Genomic DNA, 19,048 nt, shown 5'->3' with positions numbered 1-19,048 from the left:
ATGATGATCCTGTGCCTGGTCGTCGTGCTCCTGCGGCTGCTGCGTCGCGAACACCCCAACGGTGTCGCGCGGGCGCCCATCTGGCGGCTGATCGCGGTGACGTTGGGGACGATGTTCCTCATCTCGTTCACCCCGACCAAGTGGACGCACCACTTCGGCGTGTACGCCGGCATCGCGGGCGGTCTGGCCGCGGCGGCGGGAGCGATGATGGCGCCGGCCATCCTGCGGTCCCGCCGCAACCGGACCTTCTTCGCCGCGGCCGTGCTGGCGGTCACCGCGATCTCCTTCGCCGGTACCAACGGCTGGTGGTATGTGGCCAGCTACGGCATCCCGTGGTGGGACCGTCCGCCGTCGATCGCTGGCATCAAGCTCGGCTGGGCCATCCTCGTGGTCGCGGTGATCACCGCCCTGGTCGGCCTGTGGTTCCACTTCCGTGACGACTACGTCGACGAGCAGACGCGGACCGGCGGCGGCACCGGGTGGGCGTCGCGGCTGAAGTTCTCCCCGCTCCCGGTGATCTCGGTGTTCGTGGTGATGTTCATGTTGGCGTCGTTTGCGAAGGCGGCCTACGTGCAGCGCGACAGTTGGTCGTGGCTCAACTCCAATATGCGTGCCCTGACCGGCAACGAGTGTGCACTGGCCAACGATGTCCTCGTCGAGGCGGACCCGAACAAGAGCCTGTTGCCGCCCGCAGCGATCGGCGACCGGCCGGCACCGAGCATCTCCGCCGCGCTGGCCGGATCGACGGACCCGCAGGGCTTCTCCCCCAACGGTGTGCCGAACAAGTTGTCCATCGACTCCACCGAAGCCGAGGATTCGTCGACGACCAGCGCGCAGAACACCGCCCAGACCGGTGCCGGCGCCGACGAAGCCACCGGCGCCGACTCCGCCCAGGGCGGCACCGAGGGCGGAGTCGGTGCGATCGGCGTGAACGGCTCGACGGTGCGTCTGCCGTTCGGCCTGAACCCGGCCGACACCCCGGTCCTCGGCAGCTACGGCGCGCCCACCGGCACCGGCTCGCTGACCACCGACTGGTATCAGCTCCCGTCCCGCGATCCGGCACGGCCGTTGCTCACGATCGCGGTCGCCGGCTCGGTGCAGGCCGTCGACGGGATCGGCGTGGTCCATCCGGGCCAGGAGGTGATCGTGCGGTTCGGCCGGACGGAGCACGACGGCACCGTCACCCCGGTCGGCACGATGTCACCGATCGATATCGGCGAGGTCCCCGTCTGGCGGAATCTCCGGTTTCCTCTCGCCGATGCACCCCCGCGTGCCGACGTGGTCCGCGTCGAGGTCCGCGACACAGCGGGCGCACCGGCGGAATGGGTGGCCATCACCCCGCCTCGGGTCCCGACGCTGGACACGCTGAACAACGTCGTCGGACAGACGGACCCGGTGTTCATCGACTGGCTGCCCGGACTGGTGTTCCCCTGCCAGCAGCCCATGCAGGTGCGCAACGGTGTGCTCGAGGTGCCCAAGTGGCGGATCATGCCCGATGCCGAGGCGACCCGGAAGAACAGCCAGACGTGGATGTCCGGCAAAGCCGGTGGACCGCTGGGTATCACCGAGGCGATGCTGACGCCGACGCTGCTGCCCACCTACCTGCGCAACGACTGGGGCCGCGACTGGGGTGGACTGCAGCGGTTCACCGAGATCGCCCCGGCGCCTCCGGCTCAGCTCGATCTCGGTACGGCACATCGGTCCGGCCTCTACGATCCGGCGCCGATGCGCTCGAGCGGTTACTGATCAGTCCGGTTATTCGCGAGTCACTGACATACCCGTTTCGCGGCGCTAGCCTGGTCGTCTGGAGCATCCTCAACGTCGAGGAAGTGATCGGATGACCGCCCTGAGCCGCAACGACGCGGCACCCACCCCGCGCGGAGCGGACCGCTATCAACACGTCCACTCCCCGGATGTGCACCGGCGGGGTCCGCGGCGTCGGGTACGCCGGACCGGCGACCTGATCACCGGGCTCGGTCCGACGATCGCCGGGGCCAACGTGATCATGCAGTTGGCGAACCCGAAGGTCGGCCACGGCGTGGTGGAGAGCCGGGTGGACTCCGGCAGCGCCGTCAAGCGGCCGATCAAACGGAGCCGGACCACCGCGACGTTCCTCGCCGTGGCGCTGATCGGCGACGACGAGGACCGCGCCTTCGTGCATCGCGAACTCCAGCGCATCCACGGCCTGGTCTACTCGACCGAGCAGAGCCCGGTGCGCTACAGCGGCAACGATTCCCGCCTGCAGAAGTGGGTCGCGATCTGTCTGCTCAAGTACTTCATCGACCAGTTCGAGCTGCTCTACGGCCCGCTGACCGACGCCGAGAAGGAACGTGTCGTCGCCGACTCACGATGGCTCGGAACCACCTTGAACGTGGCGCCGGACCAGTGGCCGGGCAGCTACGACGAGTTGCTCGACTACTGGGACACCCAGGTCGACTCGATGACCATCGATCCACCGGTCCGGGATCTGCTGCAGCACCTGTCGGATCTGTCGTTCCTGTCCTACCGGATGGGTTCGGCGGGCACGCTGATCCACAAGACCATCGGTCATCAGATGAACTACTTCATCAACGCCGCACTTCCGCCGGAGTTCCGGGAGATGATGCTCTGGCGCTGGAGCGCCCGGGACGAGCGGCTCTACGACCGGACGCTGCGGGTGGCCAGACTGATGGATCCCGCAACGGGCCGGGTCATGCGAGGGCTGCTGCGCGGGTACCTCTACGACATGCGTGTTCGGCGACGTCTGGGCCTCCCGGTCTTCTGAGGGTGGTCACCCGGCCCAGACCGCCTGGGCGCCCGAATCGCCGATGAGGACCACCAGCACCATCGTGAGCACCGCGAAGACGATCGTCAACGCCCCGACAGCCATCCGGCCGGCACGCACCGTCCCGTCACTCAGTGACACCCGGTCGAGAACCCGGGGACTGAACAACATCCACCACAGGGTCAGGAATATGAACAATGGACCGGCGGCATAGATCAGCGTGTCCCCGAGTTCCGCATGCCGCTCGAGGGTGTCGGTGGGTGCGGAGACCTTTTGCAGCGATTCGCCGGCCGAGGTGGTGAGCGGCACGGCAACCAGCGCGGCCAGCGCGATGAGTGCGGGCGCGATGCCGAGATGGTTACGGGCCCGCGGCCACGCGACGACGACGATCGCGAGGATTGCGGCGACCGGAATGGCCACCACCACGAAATGGACGAACAAGGGATGGGCAGGAATCCCGTTGATGGTCTGCATGCGCAGAACGGTATCCCGGAATTGCTTAGTGCCCCCTGAGACGGTCCGAGACGTGATCTTCACAACAGTGACGGCGGTAAGGCAACGGTGACCTTGCTTGCGACAGCCCGAATCGGGCGGTTGAGTTGTGGCATGGCCGCAGAAACACCGCCCACCGAGGATGCTCCCCACCAGCATGCCGGTGAGCCTCATGAGCCGGGGGGACTGGCGAATCGGCTCAACTGGTTGCGCGCCGGTGTCCTCGGCGCCAACGACGGCATCGTCTCGACCGCCGGCATCGTCGTCGGTGTGGCCGCGGCGACGGTCGATCGGGGGCCGATCCTCACCGCCGGTGTCGCCGGTCTCGCTGCCGGGGCCGTGTCGATGGCGCTCGGCGAGTACGTCTCGGTGAGCACGCAACGGGATACCGAGAGGGCCTTGCTCGCCAAGGAGCGTCGCGAGCTCGCCGAACAGCCCGACGCGGAGTTCGAGGAACTCGTCGGCATCTACGAGGCCAAGGGCCTCTCCCGTGAGACCGCGTGTCAGGTGGCGACGGAACTCAGCGCACACGACGTGTTCGGCGCCCACGTCGACGCCGAACTCGGCATCGACCCCGAGGATCTGACCAACCCCTGGTATGCGGCGTTCTCCTCCGCGGTCGCCTTCACCGTGGGCGCGCTGCTGCCGCTGATCGCCATCCTGGCGACCCCGGCGGGCTGGCGCATCCCGGTCACCTTCGTCGCCGTGGTTGCGGCACTCGCGATCACGGGCGCCACCGGCGCGAAGCTCGGCGGTTCGGACCCGCGGCGGCCGATGCTGCGGGTGGTCATCGGCGGAGCGCTGGCGATGATCGTGACCTATGCCATCGGCCTGCTGGTCGGCCAAACCGTGGCCTGATCCGAAGTGTCGGGGAGCGTCGAACCGTCAGATGGGCATCAGGTAGTGCTTGCGCGGGGTGCGTAGCTCGGTCTTGTCCCGCAACTGCGCCAACGCCTTCCGCAGCTCCAGCCGGGTCTGTGCCGGCTCGATGACCGCATCGATGTAACCGCGCTCGGCGGCCAGGTACGGCGTGGCCATCATCGAGTTGTAGAAGTCGATGAAGTCCCGGCGCACCTTGTCGGCCTCCGCTGCCGACATCCCGTCGGTCTGCCGACGGGTGAGGACCGCCGCGGCCGACTCCGCGCCCATCACCGCGATCTTCGCGGTGGGCCAGGCGAAGTTGAGGTCGGCGCCCAGCTGCTTGCAGCCCATCACCGCATACGCGCCGCCGTAGGCCTTGCGCAGCACCACGGTGATCTTTGGGACGTCGGCCTCCACGTACGCATACAGGAACTTGCCGGACCGCCGGATCGTGCCCTTCTGTTCCTCGACCAGCCCCGGCAGGATGCCCGGGGTGTCCACCAGGAAGATGAGGGGGATCCCGAAAGCGTTGCAGATCCGCACGAACCGGGTCGCCTTCTCCGACGAATCCGTGTCCAGCACACCGGACATCACGTTCGGCTGGTTGGCCACCACACCCACCGAGCGGCCGTCGACCCGCGCGTAACCGGTGAGGATGTTCGGCGCGAACAATTCCCCGACCTCGTGGAAGGCGCCGTCGTCGAACAGCTTGATGATGATGTCGTGCATGTCGTAGCCGGCGTTGTCGTTGTCGGGCATGAAGTCGTTGAGCGACAGGTCCGACTCGGTGATCTCGGGCTCCAGACCCGGATTGATGACCGGCGGCTGTTCATAGGCGCTTGACGGCATGTACTGCAGGTACTCACGGACCCACTCGAAGGCGGTCTTCTCGTCGGGAGCGACGTGGTGGATGTTCCCCCAACGAGCCTGGTTGTGGGCGCTGCCGAGGTCCTCGGCCGAGATATCCTCGCCATTGACCTGTTTGAGCACGTCAGGTCCGGTCACGAACATGTAGCTCTTGTCCTCGACGGCGACGAGGATGTCGGTGTTGGCGGGCGTGTAAACCGCCCCGCCCGCGCACTTCCCGAGGATCACCGACACCTGCGGCGCGAGCCCCGACAGCAACAGGTTGCGTCGGCCCATCTCGGCATACCAGGCCAGTGACGTGACCGCGTCCTGGATACGGGCGCCGGCGGAATCGTTGATGCCCACCATCGGGCAACCGATCTTCCCGGCCCACTCCATCAGTGCGGACACCTTGCGGCCGAACATCTCTCCCACGGTGCCACCGAAGACGGTCTGGTCGTGGGAGAAGGCCGCAACGGGACGGCCGTGCACGAGACCGTGTCCGGTGACGACACCGTCGCCGTAACCCGAATGCGCTGCACCCGGCATCTTGGCCAACGCGCCGAGCTCGACGAAGGTCCCGGGATCGAACAGCATCGCCAGGCGATCACGCGGGCTGCAGATACCCTTCGCGGCCCGCTTCGCGACGGCTTTCTCGCCGCCGGGTTCGGCTGCCGCGACAAGCTTCTCGCGAAGATCCGCGAGCTTGTCGGCTGTGGTCTGGGTCACGGTTGTTCACACTTTCTGCTGCTCGTCATCGGCTCTGCGCCTTCGTGTCGACCTCGGCGATACGCCGGGTGAGGTCGGCACCGATCCGGGCGATGTACGGCTCGTCGACGATCGAGAGGTGGTCTCCGCCGATGTGGATGATCTCGAGGTCGTCGACCACCTCACCCCATCGTCCGTCCTCGTCGATCTTGGCCCACTGCGGCTCGAGCTCGATTGCGCCGTCGTGCATCTTGTCGGCCCGATACAGGATCACCTTGCCGTCGTAGGCAGTCGGCTCGATGTTCGTCAGGGCGCGGTTGTCGAGGAAGGAGGTGCGCTGGTGCTCGATGATCCCGCCCGGGATCTTCGTGCCCGACATCGACATCATCTCCATGATGATCGCGAACTGCCCCTCGTCGTCGGCCTCGACGAGCCGGTCCATCGGGATCGGGACGTCGGCGTCGAGATCGTAGGTCTTGACGGCGAAGTCGCGCCACCGTTCGAGCCGCTCTCGCTTGGTCTGCGGGGTCTCGACGACGGGTTCGGACGGCCGGACGACGTCGATCAGACCGACGAACGCGACCTCCTCGCCCGCAGAACTCAGTTCCTGCGCGCATCCGTAGGCCAACGCACCGCCGAGCGACCACCCGATCAATACGTACGGCCCGTGCGGCTGCACCTCACGCAGACGTGGAAGATATTGGCGCACACGCTCTTCGATCGTGCCTTCGACGCGGTCGAAACCGATCACCGGCTGATCGTCGGGAAGGCGCTTGAGCAGCGCCTCGTATGCCGACGTGTTGCCGCCGGCCGGGTGGAACAGCAACGCCGGGACCCGATCTCCCGCAGCCGTGTCATAGGTCTTCTTGCCGTCGATCAGCCGCAGATACCGGAGGAATCCGTCGGTGTGGGCGCCGGAGTCGAGGAACTCGCGAACATAGTTCGACATCTCCTCGATGCTCTCGGAGTCGAGGATGTCCTCGACATCGATGTCGCCGCCGGTGCGCTCGTTGAGCCGGTCGGTCAGATCCTTGGCGACTTCTTCTTCGAGAACCGGCAGCTTGTTGAAGACACCGCCGGCCGACTTCTTCGTCACCACCGCGTAGACGCCGAAGGTGAGGCGTTCGGCGGCATCTCGGGGCGGGACGTCGGCGCCGGTGGCCTCGGCGACGGCGGCCTGGTCGGAGAGGTCGGTCACCGTTTCCGGGGTGGTGTCGGCGGGGGCGGGCGTGGTCTCGGCGGGAGTGGTCTCGATACGCTCCTCACTGGCGCTCGTCGCTACTCGACCATCGGTTGGGGCGTCCGCGGATTCCGGAGACTCGGTCTCCTTGGCGTTCTGCTCGTCGATGAAAGCGTTCAGCGCGGCGGTGTCGAGTTCCCCTCCCCCGGCGGCCTGTTCGGCCAGATCGTCGAGCTGGTCGCGGTGCTCGACCGCGTAGGTGACGAACTTGACGACGTCGGCGAGATTGGCCTGCCTCATCGCCTGCAGCTGCAGTTGCGGGATGTCGAACTCGAACTCGACCCGGTTCTTGATGCGCACCGCCATCAGCGAGTCGAGGCCGAGCTCGATCAGCGGGATCTCCCGCGGGAGGTCCTGCGGGTCGTAGCCCATCGATTCACCGACGATGACGGCGAGTCGATCCTCCACGGACTCACCGGATTCCGGGTCCCACCTGTTGCCGATGTCGTCGATGACCTCGTCCTCGGTGATCACCCGATCGTCGGCGAACACCGCGGCCGCCGACGTCTCGGTTTCGGTGGCGGGCGTCGACTCGGCCGCCGCGGGCGCGATACCCCCGGCCACCGACGCCTCGAACAGCAGCCGGAAGTCCCTGTCCTGTTTGGCATGTACGGTCACCGACGCGCCACCCGGGTGTGGGGTCAGCGTGGTGGTCACCGTCCCCGACGACGGGAACTCTCCGTGCGCCACCGCGGCACCGACGGTGGCCTCGGCCATCACCTGGGCCGCCGCGGCGCGCACGAGCTGACGCGGGTCGGTCACCGCGGATGCGTTGACCTCCCAGGCGTGTCGGCCGTCGGGCAGCGCGACATGCGAGCCGGGCACCGAGGCCGACGACCCGCCCGAGGACACCTGCGCCTTGAGCCAGAACTCCTTGCGCTCGAAGCGGGTGCGCGGTACATCCCCGAAATCACCGGCACCGAACAACGATCCGACGTTCACCGGGTGTCCGTGCACATAGAGCTTCATCAGCGCGTTGACCAGACCGAAGCTCTCGTCCTCCTTGCGGCGCAACGTCTCGATCAGCTCGGCGTCATGCAGACCCGCCGAGAAGGTGACCGCGGCAACCGAGATGAGCACGGCCGGGTTCGGGGCGAGCTCCAAGAAGGTGCGATGACCGTTCTCCACGGTCTTTGTGACGGCCTGACTGAACCAGACGCTGTGCCGCAGTCCCTTGGTGAAGTACTCGATGGTGTGTATCGGCTCGTGCTTCGACCGATAGAACACCTCCCGGTCGATCGAGCTGTAGATGCCGTAGTCGAGCTTCTGCGGCTCGATGCCGGTGAGCTCGTATGCCAATTCACCGAGCAGCGGATCGACCTGCGACGTGTGGCTGGCACCCTTGGTCTGCAGTTTGCGACCGAGCTTGCCCTCCGCCTCGGCGCGCGCGACGATGGCGTCGACCTGCGCCTCCGGACCACCGATCACCGTGTGGCTGGGAGCCGCGTAGACACAGATCTCCAGGTCGGGGTAGTCGACCAGGACGTCGTTGATGTCATCGGCGCTGTACTCGACAAGTGCCATCAGCCGGATGTCGTCGCCGGACAGCGTCGCTTCACCCTCGCTCAGCAGACGCGACCGCTGACAGATGACCCGGGTCGCGTCCTCCAGCGACAAGCCGCCGCTGATATAGGCGGCCGACGCCTCACCCATCGAGTGCGGCACCAGCACACCGGGTTCGGCACCGTGGTGACGCAGCAGCTCGGCGAGCGCCACCTGAATGGTGTAAATGCCGACCTGGGCGGTCTCCACACCGTAGGTCTGCTCGTCGTCGAGGAACATCTCCGCGATCGAGTAGCCGAGTTCGTTCTGCACGTACTCGTCGACGCGGTCGACGTACTTCGCGAACACCGGGTTCTCGGTGTAGAGCTGCTTGGCCATCTTGCGGTGCTGTGACCCGAAGCCGGACAGCAGCCAGACCGCCGAGGCGGCGTCGGGTGAATCCACCGAGTAGACCAGCGGATTGTTCTTGCCCTCGGCGACGGCACGGACACCGGTGATCGCGTCGTCATGGGTGCGCGCCATCACCACGGCCCGGGACCGGCCATGGTTGCGGTGGGCCAGGGAGCGGCCGATGTCGGCGAGCGGGGTCGCGCGACCGGCATCCGATTCCAGCCACGCCAGCAGGTCCTCGGCGGCCTTGCGTCGTCGCGACGGGAGGAAGCCGGAGATCACCAGCGGCACCACCGAGCCCTCGACCGCGCACGGCGCGAAGCCTTCGGCGGGGTCGGTCGCGGTCTCTTCTGTGGCCGCCTCGTCCTGTTTTGCCTGGGTGGCCAGGATGGCGCGTTCGGCCTCGGTGAGGTATTCGTCGTCGTCGTAGTCGTCGAGGTCGGATTCGTCGAGCCCACGAGCAGCGGTCTCGATACGCGGCTCCTCCGTCGCCGGTACTAGACCATCAGAAAGAGCCGCCTTCCGACCAGCGGAGAGGGTGGGGTCCAAGTCGCTGGGCAGGACCTCGCGCACGACGACGTGGGCGTTGGTGCCGCCGAAGCCGAAGCCCGAGACGCCGGCGATCGCGTGCCCCGAGTAGCGCGGCCAGTCGGTGGCCTCGGGGACGACCTTCAGATTCGTGGCGTCGAACTGGATGTAGGGGTTGGGGCCCGTGTAGTTGAGCGACGCGGGGATGGTGTCGTGCTGCATCGCCAGGACGACCTTGGCCAGCGCCCCCGCACCGGCCGCGGACTCCATGTGACCGAAGTTGGTCTTCACCGAGCCGAGCAGCATCGGCGCGTCGGCGGCACGCCCCCGGCCGACCACGCGGCCCAGGGCGTCGGCCTCGATGGGGTCGCCGAGGATGGTGCCGGTTCCGTGTGCCTCGACATAGTCGACCGCGCGCGGGTCGATCGCGGCGTCGGTGTAGGCGCTGCGCAGCACCTCCACCTGTGCCTCCGGGTTCGGCGCGGGCAGACCGTTCGACCGGCCGTCGGAGTTGACCGCCGATCCGGCGATCACCGCGAGCACCCGATCACCGTCGCGACGGGCGTCGGCCATCCGCTTGAGCACGACCAGACCGCCGCCCTCGGCGCGGATCATGCCGTCGGCGTCGGCGGAGAACGCCTTGATGTGACCGTCCTTGGCCTGCGCGCCGATCCGGTCGAAGCCCAGCGTCGCGGCCGGGGTGATCAGCATGTTCACGCCACCGGCCAGCGCCACCGAGCTCTCCCCGGTGCGCAGGCTGCGCACCGCCTGGTGCACGGCGACCAGCGACGACGAGCACGCGGTGTCGATCGCCACCGACGGGCCGTGGAAGTCGAAGAAATAGGAGACGCGGTTGGCGACGATCGACGTCGAGGTGCCGGTGAGCGCGTAGGCGGCGGTGTCCTCGGCTCCCTCGCCGAGACCGAGCGTCGCCAGCAGCTGGTAGTCGTTGGTCGAGGTGCCGATGAACACACCGACCGAGGTGCCCTTGAGGTCACTGGCCGGGAGGTGAGCGTGCTCGAGCGCCTCCCAGGTGAGTTCCAGGGCGAGCCGCTGCTGCGGGTCGACCATCTCGACCTCACGCGGACTCATCTGGAAAAAGTCCGCGTCGAAGGTCTTGACGTCGTCGAGATAGCCACCACGCACGTTCGACGATGCCAGGATCTCGGCGAGCCGCGGGTCGGCCTTGAACTCGGTCCAACGGTCGGCGGGCAGGTCACTGATGCCGTCGACGCGGCCGATCAGCGCCTCCCACGTCGATTCGGGGGTGGCACCGGCCTTCGGGAAGCGAGTGGCCAGACCGACGATAGCAATGTCGTCGTCGGCGCTGCGGTCACGCTGCCAGAACGTGTCGGATCCGTCGTCGAGGCCCTCGTCGGGATCGCCTTCGATGATGCGTTTGGCGAGCATCGCGATCGTCGGGTGGTTGTAGGCCGCGGTCGCGGTGAGCACGACGCCGGTCTTGTCCTCGACGTCGGCAGCCAGCGCCACCGCGTCGCGCGAGGACAGGCCGAACTCCTCCATCGGACGGTCGTCGGAGATCTGGTCGGCCGGGATCCCGGTCGCCGTGGACACCCAGCCACGAAGCCAGTCCCGCAGTTCGGCGACGGTGAGGTCGCCGGCGGTCTCGCCGGCCGTCCCCTCGTGGCCGCCGTCGGCATTCACACCGTCGTCGACGGGATCGCCGCCGGGCGCGGCGTTTGCTGACTCGTTCGTATTCAGTTCAGACATCGGCTTCAGACTACTGTTCTCGAGTGGCGGTCGGACCGCCCGGGTGTTATTGCGCGCGGCGTCATCCCCCGGCCCCGGCCGGGAGCGGTTCACCGCACATGCCGGCCATGCTGACCAGCCCTTTGTCCACAAATGTGGCGACACGCTCAGCGGCCGCCCGGACGTGCGGGGCGTCACGTTCGATCTCCCGGATGCGTGCCGGGTTGAGGGCGCACTCGTTCGCCCACGCCGCGATGTCGGGTTCGGCCCCGAAAGCACGCGTGGCGAGGGTCCCCCGCACCATCATCCGGGCCCAGCCCGCGAGCGTGTCGGAGAAGGCGTTGGGCGGACACAACCGGTTGCGTTCGCGGTCGTCGTCGCGGGTGGCCTCGACATAGCCTGCCAGTGCGGCGCAGAAGCACGGGAACCCGGCCCGGATGCTCTGCAGCCGTATCCGGTCGGGCGCCCAGACCGGCACCATCGGCGGGTACTGCAGCCCCGAGGCAGCGCAGTGGACCACCAACGATCCCGGACGCAGCGGAACCGACCCGGCCTCGCAGACGATCTCACGATCGGTCACGCGCTCGATGTGACCGAGTCGGACGACGTTCTCCACGGTGCGCAGGATGTCCAGTTCCCACGCGGCGAGGGTGGGGGTCTTCGCCATCGTCGGAAGCACATCGGGGTCGATCCGCAGCATCACCCCGGCCGCCTCCAACCGCAGGAACAGGTCGTCGAGCGATTCGGCCTCGGTGGCCGCGGCCATGACGTCGCCGACCATCCCGAGGGCCACCTCGGGATCGGGCTGCACCACGGCACGGTTGAGCATCCAGGGATCACGTGGACGCACCCAGACGATGCGGTCGGGCTCGACCCCGTTGACGATCAGCCAGATGATCGCGTCGGTGGCCGTCTTACCGGAGCCCACGACGACGAATCCCGCCGGTGCCGCGCCGAGGCGGGCGAGGTCGTTGACGGGGATGACCGGGACACCGTCGGCGACCGCGAACGGCGGTGGGGTCGTCGCCGGGATCGTCGGGGACAGATAGGTGGCGTCGACGACCCGCCGCCGCACGTCGATCTCCACGGTCTCCCCCGACACCAGCGAGGTGACCAGTTCGGCCGCACCCTCGGTGCGGTGCTCGCTGCCGGTCAGCATGGTCACCTGACCGGAGCCGAGGAAGCGTCGGTGCGCGATGTCGTCGTAGTAGGCCTCGATCGCCGACTGCCGGGCCCGCTCCTGCAGGCCCGCCTCGGGCCCCGTCTGTTGCACCGTGCCGTCGCCGAGCACGGTCGACGCGACTCCGTAGAACACCGACGCCTGATGCAACTGTACGAACGGGTACGCGTCGAGCCAGTGCCCGCCGGCGGCGAGCCGACGATCGACGAGGGTGACATGCACGTCGGCGTGATCGATGAGGGCATCGGTGAACGCCATACCCATCGCCCCGGCACCCACGACGAGGTAGTCGGTAATCAGCGATCGGTTCGCCATGGTCGGCCTCCGAGCGAACTCTGCGGTGATCCGGGACACCCGATCCTACTCGCCGACCCCCGCCCGCGGCCCCGGGTTTGGGACCCGGGCCGGGCCGGTCGGGTGGGCGTCAGTGCGCCGCGTCGGGGAACGCAGTCTGCTTGTAGCCGCCGCGCAGGCTGCCGTCGATGTAGGCGGTGCGGGTCGCGCGCCGGGCGATCTTGCCGCTCGAGGTACGCGGGATCGATCCGGCGGGAACGAGCAGGATGTCGCGGGCCATGACGCCGTGACGCTGCGCGACGGCGGCGCGGACGGTGTCGGCGATCTCCTGCGGGTCGTTGCGCTTACCCGGCCCGCGTTCGGCCACGATGACGAGTTGTTCGGAGGCGTCGTCGGGGTCGAACGACAGGCCGCTGGTGGTCTGGGCGAACACCTCGGGCGGCAGCTGGTTGGCCGGCACCGAGAACGCGGCGACGAAACCCGGACGCAGACTCGCGCTGGCCTCCTGCGCGCTGTACTCGAGATCCTGCGGGTAGTGGTTGCGGCCGTCGACGATGACGAGGTCCTTCACGCGGCCGGTGATGTAGAGCTCACCGTCGAGCCACACACCGAAGTCACCGGTCCGCATCCACGTCGCGTCGGCGGAGGCGCCCTCGGTGTGGCTGCCCTCGGGCAGCGGGTGGGTGATCTTGTTGTGGAAGGTCTCCTCGGTCTCTTGGGGCTTGTTCCAGTAGCCCGCACCGATGTTGAGTCCGTGCAGCCAGATCTCGCCGACCTGGCCGTCGGGCATCTCGGTCGCGGTCTCCGGATCGACGATGGCCGCCCATTGGCTCAGCGCGACCTGACCGCACGACACCTGCGCCACGGCGTTCGGGGCGTGCTGGTCGACGACCACGAACTGCCCGGCGTTGAGCTCGTCGCGGTCGACGTAGATGATCTTCGCCTCATTCTCGCGCTGCGTCGCCGAGACGAACAGGGTGGCCTCGGCCATGCCGTAGCAGGGCTTGATCGCCGTCTTGGGCAGCCCGTAGGGCGCAAAGGCCTCGTTGAACTTCTTCATCGAGCTGACCGTGACGGGTTCGGAGCCGTTGATGAGCCCGATGACGTTGGAGAGGTCGAGGCTCTCGCCTTCCTTCGGCAGTCCACGCACCGCGGCGTGCTCAAACGCGAAGTTCGGCGCCGCCGCGTAGGTCTCCGCGCCGTCGGCCGAGGCGGCGAGTTCCCGGATCCAGCGTCCCGGACGACGGACGAAGGCCTGCGGACTCATGATCGTGATGTAGCGGCCCCCGAGCGCCGGCAGGATGACGGTCAGCAGTCCCATGTCGTGGAACATCGGCAGCCAGGTGACACCACGCGCGTTGCGGTCGATCTCGATGGTGTCGTAGATCTGCAACACGTTGGCGGCGACGGCCTGATAGGTGATCTCGACACCGGCCGGAATCCGGGTGGAGCCGGAGGTGTACTGCAGGTAGGCGACCGTGTCCTTGTTGTGGTCCTTACCCGCGACCGGGGCCACCCAGCCGGAGCCGACCGAATCGGGAACCGCGTCGACCGCGATGACGCGGGGACGTTCTTTGGCCGGCAACGGCTTGAAGAAGTCGCGGACCGCTTCGGCGGACTTGGTGGAGGTCAGGATCGCGGTCGGGGTGCAGTCGCCGAGGACGGCGTGCAGACGATCGGTGTGGCCGGGCTCGTCGGGCGAGAACAGCGGGACGGCGACGGTGCTCGCGTAGAGCGCGGAGAAGAAGCCGATCACGTACTCCAGTGACTGCGGGGCGAGGATAGCGACGCGATCACCTGGCTTGGTGACCTGCTGTAGCCGGGCCGCGACAGCACGCAGCCGCTTACCGAACTGCGCCCAGGTCAGATCCTGGGCCTCGCCGTTGCGTTCGCGGCTGTAGTCGATGAAGCGGTACGCGAGGGTGTCCGCCTGCTCGCGGACGTTCTGCTCGACATAGTCGACGAGAGTCGCGTCCTCGGTGAAGTGCAACTGTCCGTTCTCATCGAGGAACTGCTCGAATTCTGTGTTCAACATCCCAATACTCCTGTGGCCCCACGCGGACGGCGGCTTCCAGCCTCCCCCGGCCGGAGGGCACTCCCCGAACTGCCCACGGCCACCTGCGTCCACGTCTCTCGTCCTACCGCGGTCACGGTAGCCCAAACTCAATCCCTGCCATAAATGCGCATGATCGTGAATGACGATCTGAGCGCTGGTGCATCTCGGACAGGGGATCGCCCCGCCGGCGCCCGATACCCTCTCACCTCGTCGTCGTCCGTCAGACCGTCGGCAATCCTACTCCCCCTTGAGCAGCTGGATCACAGGTGCGAACGCATCCATCTGTGTCGGGAACACACCCACGTAGGACATCGATGTCCGGCGGCGTACGTTACGGATCTGCTCGGCGATCTCGTCGAAGCTGCCGATCGCGATGTAGGGCGACGACAGCACGTCGTCGACGGTGAACTCGGTGTCCTGGGCGATGTTCGGCGGGTAGCCCTGGGCGAGTGCCTTCAGCGCCATGTCGGCGGTGGCCTCGCGGTCGTCGGTGATCACGATCACGGCGATCGTCCAGTTCAGCTCGATGTCGGCGAATCGGTCACCGGCTACCTCGCGGATGCGGTCGACGCGCTCGGCCGTCTTGCCCAGCGTCATGTCCGACAGTTTCATCTTGCCGTCGGGCGTGGTCCCCGGCGCCACCGAGATGATGTCGGCGTGTTTGGCCGCGAGCGCCAGCATCTTCGGTCCGCCGCCGCCGACGGCGATCGGCGGTCGCGGTCCCTGCCGGGGCCGCGGGCTGCCCTCGAGGCCCCGGATCGTGTAGAACTCACCCTCGAAGTCCACGGTTTCGCCCCGCATCAGCCCGTCGAGGATGGTCAGCGACTCGTCGAGTCGCCTGATCCGGACCCCGGGGGACTCGAACTCGATCCCGGCCTTGTCGAACTCCTCCTTCATCCAGCCGGCGCCGATGCCCAGTTCGAGCCGTCCCTTGGACAGCACGTCGATGGTGGTGGCCTCCTTGGCCAGGATCGCCGGGTGCCGCCATCCGTTGGCCAGCACCGAGGTGGCCAGCCGGATGGTGGAGGTGGCCTGGGTCAGCGCACCGAGCGCCGCAAGAGGACCGACCTGGTTGCCGAGGTGATCGGGGACGGCGAAGGTGTCGTAGCCGTACTCCTCGGCGGTCTGCGCGAGCTTGACGAACTTCCGTGCGCCGCCCTCGTCCTTGTTGCCTTCACCGCCGGCGCCGAACCGGAACTTTCGAAGGTTCCCGGGCTCGCTCATACTGCTTTGTCTCCTCATGCGCGGGTCCGCGCGATCACTTGGGGTCGGGTGCCGATCGAGAACACGGTAATGCAGCACGTGGGCACCCCCCAAACGAATCGGTGACCGCGATACCGAGGTCACAGCGCCTAGTAGTGCTCGGGCCGGGGGGCGTTGTCGATCACGCTGCTCGCCCAGCCGTACATCCACTCCGTCGCGGTGGAGCCGTCGAAGGACCAGTAGCGCGGGGTCGCGTACAGGGCGTGCACGGGATTGTCGATCGCGCCCGCGAGTTGCCCGACGGCGGCCACGGGGTTCGCGATCGTCGGGGCGTCGCAAATCAGATCCCCCGGGGCGCAGATGGATTGGACCCGGTCGGAGAGTTCGCCGAAGCCGCCGTTGCGCGGTCCCGTCATGGTGATCCCGGGGACGAGACCACTGATACCGGACAGTGCGATCTCGGCGCCGACTCCGCTCGGCGAGGGACCGATGTCGTTCTGTTCACCGGGTTCGCGCCGTCCGTCGGCGATCAGGCCGACGCCGAGCACGAGGTCGACATCCGATGGATCGAGCACGCCGCGACCGTTGCCGATGTTGCTGGCGAGATCGCCGGCGATCACCGCGCCCTGCGAGAAGCCCATGATCACGTAGCGGGTGAGCGGACACTTCTTGTTGGTGCTGATGATCTCGCCCGCGGCGCGTTTGTAGCCCTGGGTGCGCGAGTAGTTGTAGTCACGCTGAGTGTCGGTGAGATTTGTCGGATTCCGGAACTGCGCGACGTAGGGCACGGTGTAGACGCTGGTGCGCGACGTCGGGAACTCGTCGGCGAGCGCGCTCGACACCCGCAGCATCAGCGACTGGGGGTTGGCCGTGGGATGGTACGGGTCGTCGTCGGCGGAGGACTCCCAGGTGCCCGGGATCACCAGGGTCAACACGTCCGGACAGTCCGCGGACTGCGCCTCGGGTCGTCTACTCGGCTCGGTCGTCGAGGATTCCGGTGGCCGGGAGATGGGCGGCGGACCCGGCTTCAGCAACGTGATCACAAGGACCACGACGAGGATGATCGCCCCGACCGCGAGCAGTGCGAGGAATAACAGGAATTTCGGCAACCGGCGCTTGCGGCGCGATGCCCTACGTGCCCCCACCGTCAGCAGTAGTAGGTGTCGGCGGCTTTGATCACCTTGTCGGCCTTGGCGTTTGCCTCGGCGACGTTGTTCGTGCCGGGGCCGACGGAGGCCGTCACAAAGGCCCGGACCGTCACCGGGTCGGTGCCCTTGCGTCGCTCGCTGCACACGTATTCGGCCATGGTGAGCGCGACCGAGTTGTCGGTGTCACCCATGAAGGTCACGTTCTGCCGTTTGAGCGCGGCCAGGTAGGCCTGCCCCTTCGCGTCGATCTCCTGGCCCCCCGGCCCCGGGAAGCTCGACGGCACGCCAGTGCTCGGGTTGGGTGCGGTGGCCGGCAGCGCGGAACCGGTCGCCCGGGACCCGGTGGCAGATCCGGTCTCGGTTTCGGTGGTGACCGACTGCGGGTCCCCCGAGGCCGTCATCGCGGGGGACTTCGCGGCGGAGCTGGGCTGGGTCGAGTACATCGAGGTGGTGGTGACCGGGTTGCTGGTGATCGGCGCGGTGGCCGTGGCGTCGTCGGAGCAGGCCGTCACCGAACCCAGCGCCAGCGCGGCCCCCGCCGCGACCATCGCGAGTTGCAGAAACTTACTGATCATCGTCACTTCCTCGTCGCGCCGGCGGGTCGTTGACCTGCAACGACCGCACCGGCTCTCACCCTGATGCACACGGCTCGCCTCTCGGCGACCCGCTTGGCGCCAGGCTACCCGGTCACCGGGGCGTTCCTGACCCAACGACCCGCCCGACCTGCGGAAACGCCGTGATTCCTCAGCGAAGTTTCAGGCCTGAGGGTCCCCAACGCTCAGCTGACTCCGCTCGCCGGGCCTACTTGGTGACACGCGCGCCGTCCTTCGCGGTCCAGACGATCTTGCCGCGCTGGAAGGCGTTGAACCGGCCCTTGCCGTCGGCGGTCGGGAGTTCGTCGGTCGTCGGCAGACCGAGTTTGCCACCCGATCCGCCGGCCTCGACGTAGGCCCCGCCGATGCCGCCGCCGACGATCTTCGGTCCCTTCGGCCCGGTGATGATGCGGGCCCCGCGGAAGTCCTGGGCCTTCCCGCCGGGCACCGCGTAGACCGGCGTCAGGCATTCGCCGAGCATCTCGCGGTTCGCGTTGTAGACCTTCTTGAAGGCGCCACCGACGCGGCAGGACGGGTGGTCGCCGAGCAGACCCAGCGCACCCTGGGCCTGCGGCCACGACTGCTGCATCTCGAACTGCCAGTAGGGCCACGTGTGGGTGCCCGACGGCCGGTAGACGGCCTGCCCGGGGATGCCGAGTTGGTTGAGCTTGATGGCGAACTGCTGCGACGTCACCCTGCTGAGGACCTCGAGTCCCACACCGGAGTAGTTGGTGGCCAGCATCGGGATGTCGGACGGTTTGTCGTGGGCACCGACCATGCCGTTGCCCGAGGAGATGTACAGGCTCGTGCCCCGCAGCTTGTCGGCGAGGACGTAGGGGTCATGTTCCTTCCACGCTGGATCGCTGGGTGGCCCGAACATCTTCATAGAGTCGTATCCGCCACCGTCGCGCAGGGCGAACTGGATCGCCTGCGGCATCCCGTAGGAGGTCAGCTGCAGGATGCCCGAGAAGGACGCCGCGTACTTGAAGAAGCCGGGGTTGCGGGCGGCGAGCATCATCGCCGCCGATCCGCCCATCGACAGGCCCTGGATGCCGCGCACGTCGGTGGAGCGCCACTGGCCCTCCAGGATCGGCGGGAGCTCCTTCATCAGGAAGGTCTCCCAGCGATACAGCTTGTTCTTGTCGGGTTCACGCCAGTCGGTGTAGAAACTCGACTCACCACCGACCGGGAGCACGATGTTGACGTTCTTGTCGCGGTAGAAGTCTTCGATGTTCGTGTTGATGATCCACCCGCTCTGATCCTCCTGGGCCCGCAGGCCGTCGAGGGTGAGCATCTGGGGGAACTTGGCCTTGGGTTTGGCCCACCAGTCACGGGCCAGCAGCATCTGCACCTGGATGGTGGCGTTCATCGCGGGCGAGAACACCCAGAGCGCCACCCGACGGTCGCCGTACCAGAACGTCTTGGTCACGCGAACCGGCTGATTGGCCGTCGGTGAGATGTAGGGCGCCTTGGGCTCCGGGGCAGGCGCCGCCGACTCGGGCGCCGCCGACTCGGGCGCCGCGGGTGCGGGT

At 67.6% G+C, this 19,048-nt stretch carries 12 protein-coding genes; 3 read left to right on the top strand and 9 right to left on the bottom strand.

The annotated features are described in order from the left end of the window. On the top strand, positions 1–1,746 hold a 1,746-nt coding region (locus GORHZ_RS12360), incomplete at its 5' end, for an arabinosyltransferase C-terminal domain-containing protein (protein ID WP_006333412.1). Positions 1,747–1,837: 91 nt separating this feature from the next. Further along, positions 1,838–2,764, top strand: coding sequence for an oxygenase MpaB family protein (locus tag GORHZ_RS12355; protein WP_006333411.1), 927 nt, complete (start codon positions 1,838–1,840; stop codon positions 2,762–2,764). 6 nt (positions 2,765–2,770) lie between these two features. Here GORHZ_RS12355 and GORHZ_RS12350 read toward each other — a convergent pair whose 3' ends face one another. Further along, positions 2,771–3,238, bottom strand: a complete 468-nt coding sequence (locus GORHZ_RS12350) for a DUF2231 domain-containing protein (RefSeq protein ID WP_006333410.1) — start codon at positions 3,236–3,238, stop codon at positions 2,771–2,773. 132 nt (positions 3,239–3,370) lie between these two features. Between GORHZ_RS12350 and GORHZ_RS12345 the strand changes: the two genes are divergently transcribed. Continuing rightward, entirely contained in the window at positions 3,371–4,114 is a 744-nt protein-coding gene (locus GORHZ_RS12345; RefSeq protein ID WP_006333408.1) for a VIT1/CCC1 transporter family protein, read from the top strand. Positions 4,115–4,141: 27 nt separating this feature from the next. Here GORHZ_RS12345 and GORHZ_RS12340 read toward each other — a convergent pair whose 3' ends face one another. The 8 genes from GORHZ_RS12340 to GORHZ_RS12305 form a co-directional block, all read right to left on the bottom strand. After that, a complete protein-coding gene (locus GORHZ_RS12340) occupies positions 4,142–5,692 on the bottom strand; it encodes an acyl-CoA carboxylase subunit beta (RefSeq protein ID WP_006333406.1) in 1,551 nt (516 codons plus the stop codon). Positions 5,693–5,717: 25 nt separating this feature from the next. Continuing rightward, positions 5,718–11,063, bottom strand: coding sequence for a polyketide synthase Pks13 (gene pks13, locus GORHZ_RS12335; protein WP_006333404.1), 5,346 nt, complete (start codon positions 11,061–11,063; stop codon positions 5,718–5,720). Positions 11,064–11,124: 61 nt separating this feature from the next. Next, positions 11,125–12,537: a hypothetical protein gene (locus tag GORHZ_RS12330; RefSeq protein WP_006333395.1), complete on the bottom strand. Its 1,413-nt coding sequence runs from the start codon at positions 12,535–12,537 to the stop codon at positions 11,125–11,127. Positions 12,538–12,646: 109 nt separating this feature from the next. Further along, complete coding sequence (fadD32, locus tag GORHZ_RS12325; RefSeq protein WP_006333391.1) at positions 12,647–14,551, bottom strand: long-chain-fatty-acid--AMP ligase FadD32; 1,905 nt, start codon at positions 14,549–14,551, stop codon at positions 12,647–12,649. A gap of 258 nt (positions 14,552–14,809) precedes the next feature. Beyond that, positions 14,810–15,796 (bottom strand): LLM class F420-dependent oxidoreductase, encoded by a 987-nt coding sequence (locus tag GORHZ_RS12320; protein WP_006333389.1) that lies wholly within the window; start codon positions 15,794–15,796, stop codon positions 14,810–14,812. Between the two features lie 128 nt (positions 15,797–15,924). Continuing rightward, positions 15,925–16,920, bottom strand: a complete 996-nt coding sequence (locus tag GORHZ_RS12315) for a cutinase family protein (protein WP_040531622.1) — start codon at positions 16,918–16,920, stop codon at positions 15,925–15,927. Between the two features lie 2 nt (positions 16,921–16,922). Next, positions 16,923–17,498: a DUF732 domain-containing protein gene (locus GORHZ_RS12310; RefSeq protein ID WP_040531625.1), complete on the bottom strand. Its 576-nt coding sequence runs from the start codon at positions 17,496–17,498 to the stop codon at positions 16,923–16,925. 226 nt (positions 17,499–17,724) lie between these two features. Further along, positions 17,725–19,048: alpha/beta hydrolase-fold protein (locus tag GORHZ_RS12305; RefSeq protein WP_006333383.1), on the bottom strand; the 1,324-nt coding region annotated here is incomplete at its 5' end.

It is taken from the genome of Gordonia rhizosphera NBRC 16068 (assembly GCF_000298195.1).
Taxonomy (GTDB): domain Bacteria; phylum Actinomycetota; class Actinomycetes; order Mycobacteriales; family Mycobacteriaceae; genus Gordonia; species Gordonia rhizosphera.
The sequence above is the reverse complement of the archived record's forward strand: the minus strand, read 5'-3'. Positions and strand labels throughout refer to the sequence as shown.

What these genes read in the sequence shown, in the direction of transcription:
- GORHZ_RS12355 (WP_006333411.1), top strand. Translation starts at nt 1,838, where the DNA reads ATGACCGCCCTGAGCCGCAACGACGCGGCACCCACCCCGCGCGGAGCG.
- fadD32 (WP_006333391.1), bottom strand. Translation starts at nt 14,551, where the DNA reads ATGTTGAACACAGAATTCGAGCAGTTCCTCGATGAGAACGGACAGTTG.
- pks13 (WP_006333404.1), bottom strand. Translation starts at nt 11,063, where the DNA reads ATGTCTGAACTGAATACGAACGAGTCAGCAAACGCCGCGCCCGGCGGC.
- GORHZ_RS12345 (WP_006333408.1), top strand. Translation starts at nt 3,371, where the DNA reads ATGGCCGCAGAAACACCGCCCACCGAGGATGCTCCCCACCAGCATGCC.
- GORHZ_RS12350 (WP_006333410.1), bottom strand. Translation starts at nt 3,238, where the DNA reads ATGCAGACCATCAACGGGATTCCTGCCCATCCCTTGTTCGTCCATTTC.
- GORHZ_RS12330 (WP_006333395.1), bottom strand. Translation starts at nt 12,537, where the DNA reads ATGGCGAACCGATCGCTGATTACCGACTACCTCGTCGTGGGTGCCGGG.
- GORHZ_RS12310 (WP_040531625.1), bottom strand. Translation starts at nt 17,498, where the DNA reads ATGATCAGTAAGTTTCTGCAACTCGCGATGGTCGCGGCGGGGGCCGCG.
- GORHZ_RS12320 (WP_006333389.1), bottom strand. Translation starts at nt 15,796, where the DNA reads ATGAGCGAGCCCGGGAACCTTCGAAAGTTCCGGTTCGGCGCCGGCGGT.